The organism is Rhodococcus sp. MALMAid1271, from assembly GCF_049195265.1.
Lineage (GTDB): Bacteria > Actinomycetota > Actinomycetes > Mycobacteriales > Mycobacteriaceae > Rhodococcoides.
Map to the genome: position 1 here is coordinate 1 of NZ_JBMIRQ010000017.1, position 16,343 is coordinate 16,343.

The following is a 16,343-nucleotide window of genomic DNA, read 5'->3' on the forward strand; positions in this document are numbered from 1 at the left end:
GTCGTTGAACGTTCCTTCGCTCTGGCCAAGCAATGGCGAGCGCTGGCCACCCGCTACGACAAACTCGCGATCACCTACCGCGCCGCCGTCACCCTCTGCGCAATTCTCACCTGGCTACGCCGATTGGGAGACACGCCCTAGTCGGGAGCGGCTGGCGGGAGACGACCCGTGGTCCAATCGGGGTCTCCCAACCCCCTTACCCAACATAGTTAAAGCCCCTACATAATTGCGTTGTCGGATGCCTGGCAGAAAGGTGCCCAGCAGCTCGATTCGGACACACTCCGCAACCTTGCCAACGACCCCCGTAACCTGCAGGCCGTCGACGGCCCGACCAATTCCGCCAAAGGCGACGGAGACGCAGCGACGTGGCTACCACCCAATCACCAGTATCGATGCACGTACGTCGCTCGACAGGTCCAAATCAAAGCCGAGTACCGGCTGTGGGTGACCGACGCCGAACGCGACGCCATCGCAGGGATTCTCACCTCCTGTGGTGCTGCCGGCACCACAGCAACAATCACCACCGCGCCCGAACCGGCACCCTGGACCGAAGAACCTCAGATCGAACAAGCCGTGGTTCCCGCCCCGGCACCCCCGCAGGTCTACACCCCCGAACCGGCACCTCTGCCTGCTCCGCAGGCGACCGTGAATCCCGGCGGGGGAGGAGGATCGTGCGGAGCAGACTCGTACATCAACTCCGCGGGCAACTGTGTGCACTCTCCGGTGCAGGCACCTTCTGCCCCGGCAGGTGCGACCGCCCAATGCTCGGACGGTACGTACTCGTACTCGCAGAGTCGACGAGGTACCTGCTCGCACCATGGTGGAGTCTCGTCCTGGCTCTGACCGCACGAGCCGCCAACCGATGGACCAGCCGACGCGATTCGCGCGGGGATCGGAACGCCTCACAGGGCGCGCCGATCGGTATCGATGTGGTTCCGAGGTACATAACGGTCGAATTCTGTTGTCGAGGATTCGAGGCCGAGGGTAGGCGCGACGAGCGGGTGCTGTTCGGACAACCGGAACGAAGTGGGGGACAGGTCTCTTGTGAGCCTCACTTCGTTTGCCCGATTCAATTCCGCAGTTTCGCTCAGTGAGGTCACCCATTCCTGGCCCGCTGGTTCGATTACCACTGCGTGCCGCGATCAGCTCTCTTCCCGGCGGCACAATCGATCGCGACGCCGGGAGATGCGGCACGATCAGCCGCCGAAGGACCCTGTGGGAATGCATGCAATGCCGGTGCAGCCTGCGTCTGCTGTGGTCAGCACGCTGATCGAGGCGGCTGCGCCGTTGGTGATGTAGGCGGTGGTGTTGTCGGGAGCGGCGATGGCACCACCTGGTCGTGCACCGACAGTGACGGATTGGCGAGCGGCGGGGTCGTCGGTGTCGATGATGGCGACGGTGTCGGTGTCGGACTGGTTCACCAAGACGGTCGATCCGTCGGCTGTGGCGGCGATTCCGGTCAGGGATCCCCCGCCGACAGGGATGGTCTCGACCACGGTGTTGCTCGTTGCGTCGATGACAGCGACGGATTGACTGACCCCTTCGACGACATAGACTCGCCCAGCCGCCGACGTCACTCCGATCGGGACCCCGCCCACGGAGATGGTCGCGATGACGGTGTTCGTGGCGGCGTCGATGGCGGAGACCGTGCCGGAGCCGGCATTGGTCACGTAGACGGTGCCATCGAGCGCAGTTGCCTGGATGGGGTTTTGTCCGACTGGCACGGTGGCGTCGACTGTATTGGTGGTCGTGTCGATGACCTCGACGGTCTCGTTGCCGTGATTGGTCACGTACACAGCATCACCGGATGCTGTCATGCCGAGGGTGTTGGTTCCGACGTCGACGGACGCGATCGTCGCGTAGGTGACGGGATCGATGACGGACACTGTTCCATCGATACCCAATACGTAGATCGTGCCGTCGGGAGTGACTGCAATGCCGCCTACCGTCGGAACGGAAACCGTGTCGATAGCTGTGTTGGTCGCGGTGTCGATGACGTCGAAGCCGTCACCTGCTGTGACGTAGAGGCGGGTTGCGTCGGGGCTGAATGCGAACTGGGTGGGAGTTGTGCCGACGTCGATGGTGGTGGACACTGCCCACACAGCGGCCGGCTGCGCGGAGGCGACCGGAGCGTGCACCATTCCGAGGGCGATCGCGGTGAGTGCCGGCAATGCTGCCAGCCTGGCCAGGCGGTGGTGGCGGGGCACCGTGGACGGTCGCGGGAAGGTCAGCACTGAAGTTCCTTTTCGGGTAATTGTCGGATTGTCGGTGGGTCGACGGTATCCGCCAATCTGAAGGTTCGTCTCGTTAAGGAGAAGAACAGTCACGGCGCTCGGTTTGTCGACACCTAGTGGGTCTTTGACACGGCCGCAGCCCCGCGACTACCCGAAAGCCTCTGTGCGCGAAGCGCGTTAGCGGGAAGCCGACAGGAGGATGTGCTGCGCTACCCACCCGGGAGCCCGAGTCCTCCCGGGGAGCACCGTGCGGGCTCGGCGCAGATCCCGACACTTCCTCGTACTACTCGAGTTTGGGCACTGCTCACACGACTGGGGAGAGGCGTCACCGGGCACACCTTGCGCCAACCGAAGTCGACCCGCCGTCGAGAGCTGTTGATGCTGCTGCGATTACAACGTCCCGAGCACAGGGAGCGTCCGGTGGAACTGCAACCGGCACTGCCGGTGACAGATACGACTGACTGCGGCAGACCTCGACATCGGCTACCCCGGCGCACCTCCGGGGCAATGACCGTCAGTCTTCAGGCTTGTGCAAGATCGGAAATGTAGAACGCAGGTGGGAGTGGAGCTCCGCCGCACGTGCTGCGTATGTGTGCGATGCGTGTTCCAGTGTCTCGATCGCTGCCCTGTACGGATCGACATCGACCGCGCTGAACAAGGCCGGGATTGCCATGGAAGGCGCGTCGACCACCATGTCGTATGGGTCCGGCCGGCCTGCGAGCGGTTCGTACGATCCGGAGTACACCACCGAATGCGACTCGCTGTCGTCGTCGATATCGTCTGCGGCCGCCAGTTCCGATTCCCGGTCCGCGCCGAGTTGCGCGAAGGCCGTGCTGATCTCGGCGTAGGACGCGAACGGTGACGGTAGCGGTTGACCTGCAGCAAGGGCGTCGAGCGCCGGCCGCACCCAGGGCCGGTCCGCCAGGCCGGCGAAGTCGAACGCTGCTCGAGCGCACCGTGTGGCGATACTGCGCGCAGTGGAATCATCTACAGCGAGGATCGATGTCACCAATGCTCGGTCGTATCGGGCGAGCTCCTGGCCACCGTTGTACGAGAGCACCTGGTGGATAGGCTCGTCGCCACCCCACGCTGCCGACTCGCGCTCTCGCGCCTGCTGTTTCAGCTCGGACCGGTTCACCAATTGCGCTGTTCCGTCCTCGTGAAAGACCGTGATCCATTTGGCTGGTTGGGAATCCGGCTCTGCACTGTCGCCGTGGATGTCGGTGATCGAGTGGGCCGGGTGAGACGTCGACCCCACAGCACCCTCGATCGAGCGTTCGTTCTCGGGGAAGCCGTAGCCTGGCATGTCCCACCGTATTGCTGCGCGAGCATCCGTCCCGTCATTGGGCCACAGACGGATTCGCCACACGTCACCGGGTGTCGTTCCCCCGGGCCACCCATAGTTCACGAAACCACGTCCGCTGACCTGAACGAGATAACTGCCGGGCGGGACAACGCAGTCCACCGGGGACGTGGTGGGCGAATCGATCTGCAAGACGCCGTCCGGACCGATGTCGAGGTGGTCTTCGATGATCTGTTGCCACTGATCGTCATCGATCGGCGGGCGCGCGGTGAACACCTCGACATCGATCTGCATCTCGAAGTTGTTCTGGTGAGGGCTCAAGACCACCATGGTCTGGCCGTCACCTGCATTCGGTTGGTTGGCCAACGCCTGTTCGAGTAGGGGGTATTCGTTCTCGCCGTCGGCGAGGCCGCCTCGAAGGTAGAACTGTCCGTAATCCATCGTCAGAACGACCTGCTCGGAATTGACGAGGCGTCCAGTCTGCTCACTCATGGCGAACACAGTGCCATCAGTCGGGGGCTGTGTACACGACACGGACCGATCGTTTCTACGCCTGGCCTCTATACACGACAGGCCGGACTCGAGGCCAGCAAGCCCTGCACGCAGCTGCTGCTTTTCTCCGCTTCCATGATGATGCGGGTCTCGAAAACCGGTTTGCCAGTGAGAGACCTTGTACGTCGAGCGTCGTCGCTTCTAGCACGAGTGGACAGCCTGCTCCCAGCGGAATTCCGTACCCTCGAGTGGCGGCGGCCGAACCGGCACCGCTATCCGAGACGCAAGGAGACAACTCTATGGCTGGAATCGCTGACAAGCTCGACAAAGCATACGAAGAGAAGCCACTCACCGAGCTCGTCGACGCACCCGTCGAGGCACTGCAGGGCGTCAGCCCGGGCGATGCCGAGCATCTCAAGGCCGCGTTCAACATCAAGACCATCGGCGATCTCGGACGCAACAAGTACTTCCTGTGGGCGCAATCGATCGCCAAGCTCGCCGAATAAGTCTCCAGTACGCACACACGCTGAAGCCACAGGACGTAACAGGTCCTGTGGCTTGAGCGCTAACCAACACCGACGCCTGCGGCCCGACAGCGCCTCGACAATTGACTGCGCCACCCATGTGCACGCGTACGCCCGAATTCGCAGCGGGCACAGCTGTGTCACGATCCGGTCAGCCTTTCAGCCCGGTACCGTCGCACTTGTGGCACCGAGACGGGGCAGAGCGGTGAGCGGTTACAGCTATCAGTGGTCGCTGTTCGCCGACTGGTGCGGCGCGGCCGACGTCGAGGCCCTCCCCGCGTCGCCGGTCACGCTCGCGGAGTTCCTCGATGAGAACCCCGCCGGCAACGCGGTTCAGCTGCGTCGGGTGTCCGCGATCAACCGCGCTCACCTCGATGCCGGCCATCCTGCGCCCGGGCGAGTCACGTCGATTCGGATGGCACTGGACTCGGCTCGCAGCGAGCGAACGATGCGGCGTGCCTCGCAGTGCCAAGGGATCGCGGCCGAACTACCCACCACCGGATCGACGGCTGCACTGTTCGGTCGCCGCGACGCCGTCCTGCTCATTCTCACAGGAGCGGGCCTGTCCCATAAGGCTATTGCAGGACTCGACCGTGTAGACATCACCACCGACGGCGACAGTGTGTGGATCGGCGGCCGCCACCGAGTCCGTATCGCCCCCAATGATGCCGCCGGTTTCGAGCCGGCCACGATATGGCACCGGTGGAATACGGTCTTGCAGTTCTCCGAGCGCTATCCCTCGACGCCGTTGTTGGCAGAGCACTTGCAGCGCAACACTTTTCCCGATATGACCGCGTTGCCGGACCGGCGCGGTCCTGTCGCGGTACCGATCGACCGGTGGGGCCACCTGCCCCTGCCGGTCACGGCAATGACAGCCGCTGAAGTCGGAGCAGTGATTGCCAGGCATCGCATCGGAGCTTCTCCACTGCACACTCCACGTCGCCCCATCATCAGACCGTCCGGCGGTGTCGATCACAGCGAGCCGACTGCCGCGCCGGAGCTGGTATCCGCAGAGCTCGACTCCGGGTACTACCGCTTGGGTGTCGAGGCACGTCGCCGCGCCCACACCGCGCTGGCCGACGTACCGGACATGGTCGACGACGTCGAGGACCGCATCGAGCAACTCCTCGAACGCACCCTGCAACTTCTGGACTCATCCGACAGCGGTGGTAGCACCTGACACGTTGAGCTCGAGATCCAGCGCACCGAGCCCCGCCGTCATTCACCTCATCGATCACAGCGATCGGGCGCTACCCTCGTTGCCGCGACTGGGGCTCAGCACCTCAACGCAGAGCGGCGACAAATGACGTGTGACCTACGGGCTAAGTCCCGAAACACCCGCACGCTGTCGACATTTCTGACTCCTGTGACACATTTCTCGACGACGCGGTAGCGACTTCCAGCCATCAGCGGAATCAACACCACAAAGGTGGGCGCGCTGCACTCCGATGGCCTCGAGGGCAGCTTATCGACGGAGTGCGCCGGGAGCTACGCCGAGTCACTTCATCTATCATATTGTATCCATAAATATAAGAAAAACTCTGATACTAATAGATACAATCCGATAGTCTGGGCGCATGGAGTACGGACTGAACCCCTTCACACCAGGGTCTGGCACGCGCCCACCCGAACTCGTTGGACGTACCGCGGAGCTTGAGCGTTTCGACTTGTTGATCGCGCGGACGAAACGGCGGCGCTACGACCGCGGGCTGATGTTGCAGGGACTTCGGGGGGTAGGCAAGACCACGCTCCTGGCGACCATGGCGGACCAAGCTCGCCGCCACAACTGGGTGGTGGTCGAGGTCGAAGCCCAGACCAGCGTGGAAGGTGCCGAAGCCCTGAGACGGCGCATCGCCAAAGATATCTCTCGCGCTGTCCGTCGTCGTCAGTTCGCCGGCCCGGTAGCGAACAAGATCCGGCAGTTGACCGAAGAGTTCTCGGTGTCCGCCACCGCGTTCGGTGTCGGAGTCGAGCTCGTGCGCTCGGCCAGTGCCGACAAGCCGACCCTGGGGGTCGAATTCGAGGACCTCGTCGAAGATATCACCGAGGAACTTCGCAAGGACGGCACCGCGCTCGGGCTGTTCATCGACGAGATGCAGGAACTCGAGCCGGCGCTCCTGCAGGTGATCCTGGCAACCCAACACCGCGCTGCTCAGCGTGAATGGCCGTTCTTCGTGTGTGGCGCAGGCCTGCCGAACCTCGCGCAAGCATTGGCAGACGCACGGTCGTACGCCGAGCGCCAGTTCGATTACAGGACCATCGGTCCACTCGCCGACGATCAGGCCCGCGACGCGATCGTCACACCCATCACCCGGCTGAACCAGGACATCTCGGTCGAAGCAACCGACTACGTCGTCGCGGCGAGCGACGGATACCCGTACTTTCTTCAGGTGTTCGGCCACGAGCTCTGGCAAGCAGCCCAACAATCCCCGTTCACCCTCGCCGACGCCGAGGACGCCGTCGACACCGGCCACGCCTCGCTCGATTCCGGCTTCTACAGCTCGAGGTGGCTACGGGCCACCGAAGCAGAAAAACGCTATCTGGTCGCCATCGCACGCAGCGGAACCGACACTCCGCGGACGGCAGCCCTCGCCGAGGCCCTCGGATCGAACCCGCAATCGATGGCACCGCACCGTGACTCCTGCATACGCAAAGGACTCATTTGGTCTCCCGCCCGCGGCCTGGTTGCCTTCACCGTCCCCGGAATGGCGGATTTCATCCGCCGTCAACCCAACGCACCGGTCATTTGACCGCAACAACCAGGAACGTGAACTAGGTCGAATCGAGCACGTCGACGGATCGTGCAGCACCGGCATCACAGCAACGTCGGTGTAGGAAACCAGTTCGGTCCACCGTTGCCGCGTCCAACCGCACAGCGGCCGAGAGCGAGCAACCCGAACGCGACCGGCGCTCGCGTCTACCCTGATTCGTGGCCGTTACACAGTGCGTCAGAACGGGTCTGGCGGCCCTGCATCCATCACGGCGAGGATGTAGTCGTGGTCGGGCGGGTCGGCCGGATGATCGTCAGCAATCTCGAACAATGACCGATCGGGCTCGGGCGGGGTGCGTGCTTCCTCGCGGGCTGCGAGCCATTCTCGCCAGACGATGCGTTCGGCGCGGTGGCGCACGATGCGGGCACGGACGGCCGACGTGAGACCGTGGCGATGGCCGATGTCGTCGAGTTCGACCGGCCCGACACCGATGTGGGTGTTCTCGATCGTGAGGAGCCCGGCGACGCGCAGATCCAATAGAGCCTCATACCCACTGGTACGTCCGACGCCTATAGCTGTGAACAACTCGTCCGGGGTCATAGGTTCTGCTGCGGTGACTACTGCGTCGTAGAGGACACGGTGACGCCAGCCGATGACGCTCCACGCCGGGTGTACCGACTCCACCTCGGCTGCCTCTGCCACGGTGTCGATTACCGCCGCTCGACCCGCGTGTGTGGGCACCAGTGCATACCGATCCGGGTTCTGACCCACTCCGCGTTCGATCAACAACAGCGGCGAGCCCTCCATATCCCTCAGCCGCTCCAGAACGGACCACACCGTCGATTCAGGCAGCATGCCTGCCGCAATGGACAGTGACCGCCCGCCGACACCGACAGTGGGGACACCTTCCACTATGTCCCCGGATACTGCCGCAGCCCACGCCAGCGCTTGAACAACGGCATGAGTAGTCCATCGATCTCGCCGATGAACAAACTCAGAAGCGACCCAGGTTTGAGCGTGGGTAAGCCATAAACGAAGTACCGGATCGTAGGTACCCCCTGTGTGCCTTTGCTTGTGCCCGGTATCCCGGACTGGATCGGGGAGTGTCGATGCGGCCCAGTCGAGGGCGCGGGCAGTGTCGCGGCGGATGGCGCGTTCGGGTTCGGCATAGCGGGCATACGCAGCGCGCACACCGGCCCAGGCGGGCTCCGCGACGCGGGTGAGGATGTCGGCAGTGCTGGCTCCGGCGAGGACGGCGTGGGTGATGACGGACTGGCGTGCTTCCGAGCGTGAGGGCCAGCGGCGGGTGTCCATGCGGCCGCTGATGGCGAAGTCGAGGACGCAGCGCGGCGGCGGGGCGGAGCGGCAGAAACGCGGATGCAATCGAGCCTCATCGCTGCTGCCGAGGACGCGTTCTGCGGACGTCTCGGCTCGGATGTGGGCGTCGATTGGGCTTATAGCCGCTCGTCCCGTTCCTCCGAGTAGGGCTTCGAGCCGCAGCAGTGTGCCGGCATCGGACCCGACGGTCAGGATGTCGGATGCTGTCGCCGGGTCGAGGTCGACGAGGGTGCGGTAGCCACCTTCTTTGCATTGCGAGCCTGGGACTGTGATGCACCCGGTTTTGTCGTTGGTCATCGGTGTGATGTCCAGCGTGGGAAGTCGCGCTGAGAGAAGGCGTAACAACGGCCGGATCTCGTCGGCGGTGACTGTTTTTCCCGGTGCCAGGGGTATTAGGACGTGTCGGCCGCCGCTGGTCGATTCGTCGACGACTGCGCGGCCACCGCATTCGGTTAACCAGGCCAGCAGACGCGTCACATCGGCCGCCACGGCGGCGTGACCGTAGTGTTTGGTGTCGAAGTCCAGGGCAACGATGCCGGCGCGCCCGCGTGAGAACAGCGGCACAGCCGATGGCAGTGCCGGCCTTTTGACCGTCAACGGGCCCGCGGACACGTATTTACGCGTCGCCGGGTCGTAGAGCCTCATCGATCGGCGGGCAGCAATGGCCGGTGCGAATCGATGCCACAGCCGGTCCGCCGTCGCATCCAGATGGACGACACGAGCATTCAATCTTGTACCTACTTCAGGGCACGATGTACCCTGAGACATGTCCTCCAAGACAGTCCCTTCGGGGAAAGCACCACAGAACGAGTCGCGAGCTAGTCACTCACTTCTCTGACTTCAGAAGCCCTCGGCCCGCACGCCGGGGGCTTTTGTCATTTCAAGGTGCTGCGTAGATTTAGTTGGACAAAGACCCAAATGTCGATTCAGGTCGAGACGGCTACGCAGTCAAGGGCAGTACCCCCTGTTCATGCGCGCGATTCAATTCGCGCGCAAGATCTTCGCGGTCGCTCGCAATCGCGATCAGATCAGCGACGTATTGACTCAGAGATGTCGCGCCAGCCGAGCTTCGCTGCGCCTTGAGCGTGTCAATCAGCTCCGACGGCAGTCGGACAGTCAGCGACGTCCGGTCACCCTTACTGGGCATCGGCATGGCACGGCCTCCTTCGTCTACTTCCGCGGTCCCAACCGGTGTCTATCCTGAACCAGAATCATTTTCGAAGCGTCGAGACACGCCGAGAAAGTCATCAGGAATTACACCTCTGTCATTCAAACGTCTTCATGCGTTGACCGGTCCGCACTCGCAGCAGGCGTCACATAATGGCCGTCGACCAGTGTCTGTCGACGTGGGGGACACTATCTGGCATGGAGATCGCCCAAACCATCTCGAAGACTCTGCCTCACCCGCGTTACCGACTGCCGTTTGCCGGAGACATCGTTGGCCTCGATACGGCCAAGCCTGTTCAAAAAGAGATGGCGATGGCCTCTGAGCTTGGGGGGATCTACGAACGCAAGATTTTTGGTCACCGACTCGTGGTGGTCTCGGACCCGGAGCTTGTCGCAGAAGTGAACGACGAGAAGTACTGGGCAAAATTTCTTGCCCTGCCACATCGCAAGCTACGCGCCATTGGCGAAGACGGTCTGTTCACTGCGTTCAACTCGGAGCCGAACTGGCATCGCGCGCATGCTGTGCTGGGGCCGGCGTTCAGCAAAGGGGCCATGCGCGGTTACCACGAGGCCATGCAGGAATCAGTCAACGAACTTCTGACCTCGTGGGATAGCGGATCGGGTCCGGTAGACGCCTACGACGAGTGCTCCAAACTGACCTTCGACGTGATCGGGCGTTGCGCCCTGTCGCATGATTTCGGCTCGTTTCGCCAGCCCGTACCCTTTGCGGACGCGATCGCTCGCGTCCTTCACTATGTGAACAAGTCATCGAACGATGTGCCGATCATCCGCTCTGTCTTAGGACGAAAGGCGACGAGGCAGCACGATGAGGACCTCCAGTTCATACGTCACACTGTCGACTCCCTGATCGAACAGCGAATGGCCCAGCCTGACTCCAGCAAAACGTCTCCGGATCTGCTCGAACATATGCTCAGTACGCCAGACCCCGATACGGGCGAGAGACTGGCCCTGGAGAACATCCGCAATCAGATCATCACTTTTTTGATCGCGGGGAACGAGACAACAGCATCGACCATCGCCTTTGCGTTGCATTTCCTGAGCACGCGGCCCGATGAGATGCAGCGGATACGGGCCGAAGTCGATGCCGTCGTTCCTGATGGCACCGACATCGAGTTCGAGAATGTGGCCAAGCTGCGACGGACACGACATGTGGTCGACGAAACTCTCCGCCTGTGGCCCGCTGCACCCGGTTACTTCCGCAAGGCTCGTGAGCGCGGAGCAACTTCGCTGGGCGGGTATGAGGTGCCCGAGGGTTGGGTTTTTGTTCTCCTTCCACAGCTGCACCGCTCACCGGAGTGGGGGCCAGAGGCAGACAAGTTCGACCCCGACCGGTTCGCCACAGGGCAGGCCAGCGACACCAACCGCCGTATATACAAGCCTTGGGGCACTGGTCTGCGAGCGTGTATCGGTCGCCAATTCGCTTTACATGAGGCGGTGCTTGCGTTGGCGTCCATAGCTCGTCGGTACGAGATTCGGGCAGACCCCGGTTACCAGCTCGATGTGCGCGAAGCAGTGACAATGAGGCCACATGGGGTCAGGCTTTCTGTTTCGCGGCGGCTGTGACTGTACCGTCGTCGGTCTAGGTCGATCAGGAAGGGGAACCTGTGGACATCGTGAACAGCTGGCACCTGGTGGAAACCCTGGTGCCAGGACAGATGACAGTCATCAGTACTGGGGGGAAGGTCCGAGATTGGACCAAAATCGATCGCTTGTCACCTGGGCCTGAGTTTGATCTGCATGGTTTTCTGGAACTCACACGCAGTTCTTGCGCCGAGCAAGATGTGATCTTCAAAGGCCGTCGGCGTGAAGCTCGCATTCGCGCAGTACCCGTTCTGGGGCCGTCAGGGGAAACCCACGGCATACAGGTCTGGGTGGGGGACCCGGAGGTCGAACCCGATCCTGTGCGCATCGTTTCCGGAATAGCCTGGCTACTCGAACGCACCGTCATCGAGCAGACAGTCGAGGCTTCCGCGATGTCCGGTGTCTCTGCTGCTGATCACGTACCAGAACGAACCCCGGCTGAGTACAACGCCAAGGCTGTCAAATTCGATGGGTCCGAGGAGTTGTTCGCCCAGGCGTTGGTTCCTACACACGGTCAGAAGTGGGAGGGCCCGATGTCCGTTCTCCACGCAGATGGCCGAATCATGCGTTGGCATTGCTGGGGGAGGGGGAGAACTGACCCTCCCAACGTCGGCCTCAGGCTGCTCTGGCACGACGTGACAGACACAACGGAACCCGACAAACCGACATTGGCTGAGCTGGGAATGCCGAGCGGCCTCGAGAGCGGTGGCACACGCATCGCTGTATTCGACGGCCGAACCGGGATTTTGACGATGTGGTTACCGGAAGCTCCAACCTGGGTGAAATGGCGTGACCTCACAAGCGGCTGCGGCGTGTTGCACGACGACGACAGAGCGACACTGTCAGACGCTCTGGAAAAGTGGACTCACGATACGTCACCTGTGTCAGCTGATGTGCGCGTCCGTGCAATCGACGGCGGCGACGCGACCGGCTGGAAGTGGCAGCAAACCCGACTCGAACTACGGCCCTACCCTGGACAGCTTGGTGACCGGCTGGTCCTTGCGGTGCTCCCCGCGCTACAACCTTCCGAGCAGGTGTTCGAGGTTCCCACTCCCTAACCGATCGTGATAGCTTCGCCCTCGGCACCTTCCGCTCTCCCGAAGAGTTGAAGATTTCCTGTCGGCCGCATGGCCCTCAGACGCAGCCTTTGAGCACCACGTGGAACACATTTCACGTGGCTAACAAGCACGCGTCTTGGAGCCAGAATGTCGATCCAGAGTCAGGTCCCCAGTCAGGCCGGTTCGCCCCGTGGCCGCTTCCGCACACGCTCGTATGCCTCGCTGACCCGTTGCTCCGGGTACCCCAACGCTTCCGCTATCTGGCGGGCGGCCGGCGCGCTCAGCTTGCTCTGCCCGCGTTCGAGCGCACCGATGTACTGGCTACTGACGCCGATTTCGCTCGCGAGCATCCCCTGGGTCAGCCCCCTGGATATTCGCAGATCACCGAGGTATTCCTCGTCCTCCGGCACTGAGACGAAATCGCTGATCTCGCTCCCGAATTCCTTAGCGCATCGAGCAAGAGTGTCTATGCGGGGATGGGACTGGCCTCGCTCCCACTGTGAGTACGTCGTCAAAGCCACTCCGAGAACACGCGCAACCTCGGCACCACTCAGCTTGAGTTCAATTCGTCGTGCCCGCAGCTTGTCAGGTGCGAAACCACGCAACCGACGCCTCACCGATGGAACCTCACGAGAGGACACGATGCCACTTGTCCCAATTCGGTAGCACATAAAGCATGTTTTGATGTTAGTGTATAGATACAGTTGTTTAGACGATGCAACTGAGGTTCACCCCCGGGGCGTCGGCAGAGCAAGATTCGGCTTACAGACGCACACCTCATCAGCCGCAGCGTCTACGCATCACTGATGCGCCAAAGAAAGCGAGAAGCCGACTGGCACAGAGTAACTCGAATTAGCAGACTCCAGATGCGCCGTGATTGGTCGTCCCGAAACGCATCCGGAGTCCCCTCCACCTACAGAACAAAGCCCCAATATCGGGCCCAACTTGTATCCGCAGGGGCTCTCCCAGCCTATGCGGATCTAGCAGAACCGCAATCGGATCGGAGACACCTATGACATCTGTCGCGCAACCGCGAACGTTACATCCGGGCTCCACCTGCAATCCCGGCATCGCCCTCTGCCCCTCGGTCAACGACCGTGTTGCGGGCCTGGCCGTGTGTTCGCGCCCAGCCGTGCCCCACCACAGCCACCACAGGCTGATCTGCGAAGAGACGGGCGCGGTGATTGGTGAATGGACTGACGCCAATGCGACGTTCCTGGAACCACTTCCACGGTCTCCGCTCTTCAGCCACGTGGCCTAGTACCCCCCCAATCTCGACTGACGCCTGAAGAGGCGATCAGTCGCGAGGGTCTACGCGGCGAACTCACTGCACTGAGGCTCCCGTGTAGCCCCTCAGTTGGTGGACCGGCGCGAGGGTCGCGTGGTGACGCTTCGACCTCATCGTGTGCCGAACTGCGCGACCCCGCCGGGACATCGAACACATTCCACAACTCCACTGACAGAAAGGAATACGACCGATGCCTTGGATCTTCTCGCAGCTTTGGTTCTGGCTCGGCCTGCTGGGCTGAGTGCTCGTGGATGCCAGCGTGCAACGGACGCCCGCTGGCATCCACTCCCAAGGCATCACCCATCGTCCGCGCTGAGGGTTCGCCCGAAGGCTGACCCTCGTTTTCGGTCGTTCTCCCAGCGCGGACGGTGGTGGTTCCACCATCAACCACTCCTGTCACACATCACCCAATACCGCTGCATCACAGCGGCTTACGAAAGGCACAGCCACACAATGTCTCCTCAGCAAGGAATTGGTGGGCGTCACCGCCGCCGCAGGGACCGGGCTCTCGTTCTCACTGCCGTTCCCGTGGCCGTCGCCCTCGCGTGGGGCACCGCGACCGCACACGCGGCACCGCAGGACTTCGTGACCGCACCCGACACCGCCCAGTCCGGCACCACCGACACCACTCCCGTCGCGCCGCCGCCGGCCCCGACCCAGGAACGCCAGTTCCTGCCCGGCTACCAGGCCTCACCTCAGGTCCAGCAGTCCCAGTGGCGTAGCTACGACGACTACCGGTCCGGTAATCAGCAGTCCTCGTACCAGAACACCTACTACGAGACCACTCCCGCGCCGCAGGCTGCGCCGACCGAGGCACCGCCCGCCCTGCAAGCGGCCCCGCCGCCTCCACCGCCGGTTCCGACTGTGCAGCGCAAGATCATCGCTCCGATCGACGCACCCGAGGGCTATGTCCTCGTCGGTGGCGAACTCGTGCCGTACGACCCGAACGTGCTGGACCGGAACTTGGTCGAACAGTTCAACAACACCGGAGCCGCTGTACAGGCCGACGGCGGAAACTGGCTCGTGGACAACGGGTTCGCCGACGCACCCCGCGCCGACCGCATCGCCGCCGGCACCGCCACGGGTGTGTTGACCGGTGGCGCTGTCGGCCTCGCTGCCTCCGTGGCCCCTGCCGCAGTGATCACCGGCACCGCAGCCGCCATCGGCGGCGGACTCGGCGTCGCAGCCACTACCGGCACAGGTGCGATTGTCTGGGGCGGACCGGTCGGATGGGTCTTCATTCCCGGCGCGGCTGCACTCGCCGGAGCAGGCGTCGGTGCTGCCCTGTCGGCACCGATCGTGCTGGGCCTGACCGGCACCGGCGCTGCCATCGGCGGCATCCTCGGTGCCACCGTGCTCGGCGGCGAGCAGCAAATCATCGAAGAGCCCGCCCCGCTACCGGCACCCGAGAGCGTCCCAGCGGCCTCTGCTGCGCCGCTGCTTGTCGAGGCCTCCGGTACCCAGAACACGGTCGACACCACCGTCGGGCAGGCAATCAGTGCTGCACCGGTATGGACCGAACCCGCCTACGAGCAGGTTCAGCAGTTCTCCTCGACGGTGCTCGAGCAGCCCGCCGTTGCTGACACGGTAGCCGCGGTGAACACCGCCGTCGCACCGGTTCTCGACCAGGCGAACGCTGCCCTGGCAGGCCTGAACCTCGCGATCTGATCTCCGGGTGCAGCCCGACCACTACCGGTGGGCGGGCTGTATCCGAAGGTTCGATCCCGTTCCTGCACTTCGACACTCGGAAAGGCCCTGTTGTGGCACCTCGAGAGACCCCCGACGACAGCTCCGATGATTGGTTCGCCGACCCTGTCGTCGCCGACACAGAGACTGCCGCTGCAGCGTCCGAGCGCAGACTGACCGTCCTGACCGACCAGCACAACACCGACGTCGATCCCGACGACGACTGGTTTGCAGGCGACTCTGCGGAGGACATGGGCACCGCCCGGGCAGCGGATGGATACAGCTCCTTCGACGAACGGACCTCTCTACTTCGCACTGGAGGCCCCTACACCGCGCAAACGCCGCCCCCACGGTCGTGGTGGCGACGCCACCGCGCCGCTGTCGCCGTCACGATTGCCCTCACGGTCCTGGTCGGAGGAGGCTTGGGAGCAGCTCTGGTCCTCACCGGTGTCGGTGACGAACCGCAGGCCCCTGCCGCACTGCTTCCCGCCGACATCGTCACCACCACAACCCTTCCCACATCGGCGGCCCCCGCTGCCGCCGGTGCCGCCGCCGCCGATGTCACCTGGTGCAAGGGCCAAGCCGACGGTGACCCGGTCACCGAAGACAGTGACGACCCTGGCGCGGTGGCGATCTGGCGGTTCGAGAAGGCCTTTTACTTCGACCGCGACGGTGCCGCAGCCCGCGCAGCAGGTGCACCGGACGCGGTGATGGCGTCCGCGCAGAGACTCCAGCAGGGGATCGACCAGCTCGAACCCGACATCGAGTTCTGTGTCCTGGCCGACCCGATCGACGCCGGGATCTACGACGTCACCGTCGTCGAACGCGGACCCGGCATCGACGGCCGCATGAGCCGCCAACGGATCACCACCACCGAGCAGCAGGACGGCACAACGCTCATCTCCGCCATCGTCCCGCGCTGACCCCTTATGACCAGGCA

At 63.2% G+C, this 16,343-nt stretch carries 12 protein-coding genes and 2 pseudogenes; 9 read left to right on the plus strand and 5 right to left on the minus strand.

Annotated features, from left to right (window positions below; genetic code table 11):
• Positions 1-219 precede the first annotated feature (219 nt).
• Positions 220-645 (plus strand): annotated as a pseudogene (locus tag ACOQFP_RS00445) (HNH endonuclease family protein); the annotation flags it as partial.
• A 45-nt stretch (positions 646-690) separates the two neighbouring features.
• A pseudogene (locus ACOQFP_RS00450) lies at positions 691-843 on the plus strand (DUF3761 domain-containing protein); the annotation flags it as partial.
• Positions 844-1,196: 353 nt separating this feature from the next.
• On the opposite strand, the gene ACOQFP_RS00455 reads toward ACOQFP_RS00450, so the two are convergent.
• Both ACOQFP_RS00455 and ACOQFP_RS00460 read right to left on the minus strand, forming a co-directional pair.
• Positions 1,197-2,234 carry a YncE family protein gene (locus ACOQFP_RS00455; RefSeq protein ID WP_421583113.1) on the minus strand — a complete coding sequence of 346 codons (1,038 nt, stop codon included), beginning with the start codon at positions 2,232-2,234 and terminating at the stop codon, positions 1,197-1,199.
• 514 nt (positions 2,235-2,748) lie between these two features.
• Entirely contained in the window at positions 2,749-4,029 is a 1,281-nt protein-coding gene (locus ACOQFP_RS00460) for a hypothetical protein (RefSeq protein WP_421583114.1), read from the minus strand.
• Positions 4,030-4,328: 299 nt separating this feature from the next.
• On the opposite strand from ACOQFP_RS00460, the gene ACOQFP_RS00465 reads away from it, so the two are divergent.
• The 3 genes from ACOQFP_RS00465 (at position 4,329) to ACOQFP_RS00475 (ending at position 7,303) form a co-directional block, all read left to right on the plus strand.
• Positions 4,329-4,535, plus strand: a complete 207-nt coding sequence (locus ACOQFP_RS00465) for a hypothetical protein (RefSeq protein ID WP_421583115.1) — start codon at positions 4,329-4,331, stop codon at positions 4,533-4,535.
• A gap of 199 nt (positions 4,536-4,734) precedes the next feature.
• The gene (locus ACOQFP_RS00470) at positions 4,735-5,733 is read left to right on the plus strand and encodes a hypothetical protein (protein WP_421583116.1); all 999 of its coding nucleotides are present in this window, start codon (positions 4,735-4,737) and stop codon (positions 5,731-5,733) included.
• Between the two features lie 397 nt (positions 5,734-6,130).
• Positions 6,131-7,303 (plus strand): ATP-binding protein, encoded by a 1,173-nt coding sequence (locus tag ACOQFP_RS00475; protein WP_421583117.1) that lies wholly within the window; start codon positions 6,131-6,133, stop codon positions 7,301-7,303.
• A 198-nt stretch (positions 7,304-7,501) separates the two neighbouring features.
• On the opposite strand, the gene ACOQFP_RS00480 is transcribed toward ACOQFP_RS00475, so the two are convergent.
• Positions 7,502-9,331, minus strand: coding sequence for a hypothetical protein (locus tag ACOQFP_RS00480; RefSeq protein ID WP_421583118.1), 1,830 nt, complete (start codon positions 9,329-9,331; stop codon positions 7,502-7,504).
• Between the two features lie 211 nt (positions 9,332-9,542).
• The gene (locus ACOQFP_RS00485; RefSeq protein ID WP_032370879.1) at positions 9,543-9,755 is read right to left on the minus strand and encodes a hypothetical protein; all 213 of its coding nucleotides are present in this window, start codon (positions 9,753-9,755) and stop codon (positions 9,543-9,545) included.
• 212 nt (positions 9,756-9,967) lie between these two features.
• On the opposite strand from ACOQFP_RS00485, the gene ACOQFP_RS00490 reads away from it, so the two are divergent.
• Both ACOQFP_RS00490 and ACOQFP_RS00495 read left to right on the plus strand, forming a co-directional pair.
• Entirely contained in the window at positions 9,968-11,353 is a 1,386-nt protein-coding gene (locus ACOQFP_RS00490) for a cytochrome P450 (protein ID WP_421583119.1), read from the plus strand.
• 41 nt (positions 11,354-11,394) lie between these two features.
• Positions 11,395-12,429, plus strand: a complete 1,035-nt coding sequence (locus tag ACOQFP_RS00495) for a GAF domain-containing protein (RefSeq protein ID WP_421583120.1) — start codon at positions 11,395-11,397, stop codon at positions 12,427-12,429.
• Between the two features lie 173 nt (positions 12,430-12,602).
• Here ACOQFP_RS00495 and ACOQFP_RS00500 read toward each other — a convergent pair whose 3' ends face one another.
• Positions 12,603-13,100 (minus strand): helix-turn-helix transcriptional regulator, encoded by a 498-nt coding sequence (locus tag ACOQFP_RS00500; protein ID WP_363798565.1) that lies wholly within the window; start codon positions 13,098-13,100, stop codon positions 12,603-12,605.
• Between the two features lie 1,070 nt (positions 13,101-14,170).
• Between ACOQFP_RS00500 and ACOQFP_RS00505 the strand changes: the two genes are divergently transcribed.
• Both ACOQFP_RS00505 and ACOQFP_RS00510 read left to right on the plus strand, forming a co-directional pair.
• Positions 14,171-15,385 carry a hypothetical protein gene (locus ACOQFP_RS00505; RefSeq protein WP_421583121.1) on the plus strand — a complete coding sequence of 405 codons (1,215 nt, stop codon included), beginning with the start codon at positions 14,171-14,173 and terminating at the stop codon, positions 15,383-15,385.
• Positions 15,386-15,477: 92 nt separating this feature from the next.
• Positions 15,478-16,326 (plus strand): hypothetical protein, encoded by an 849-nt coding sequence (locus ACOQFP_RS00510; protein ID WP_052057164.1) that lies wholly within the window; start codon positions 15,478-15,480, stop codon positions 16,324-16,326.
• The last annotated feature ends 17 nt before the right edge of the window (positions 16,327-16,343 follow it).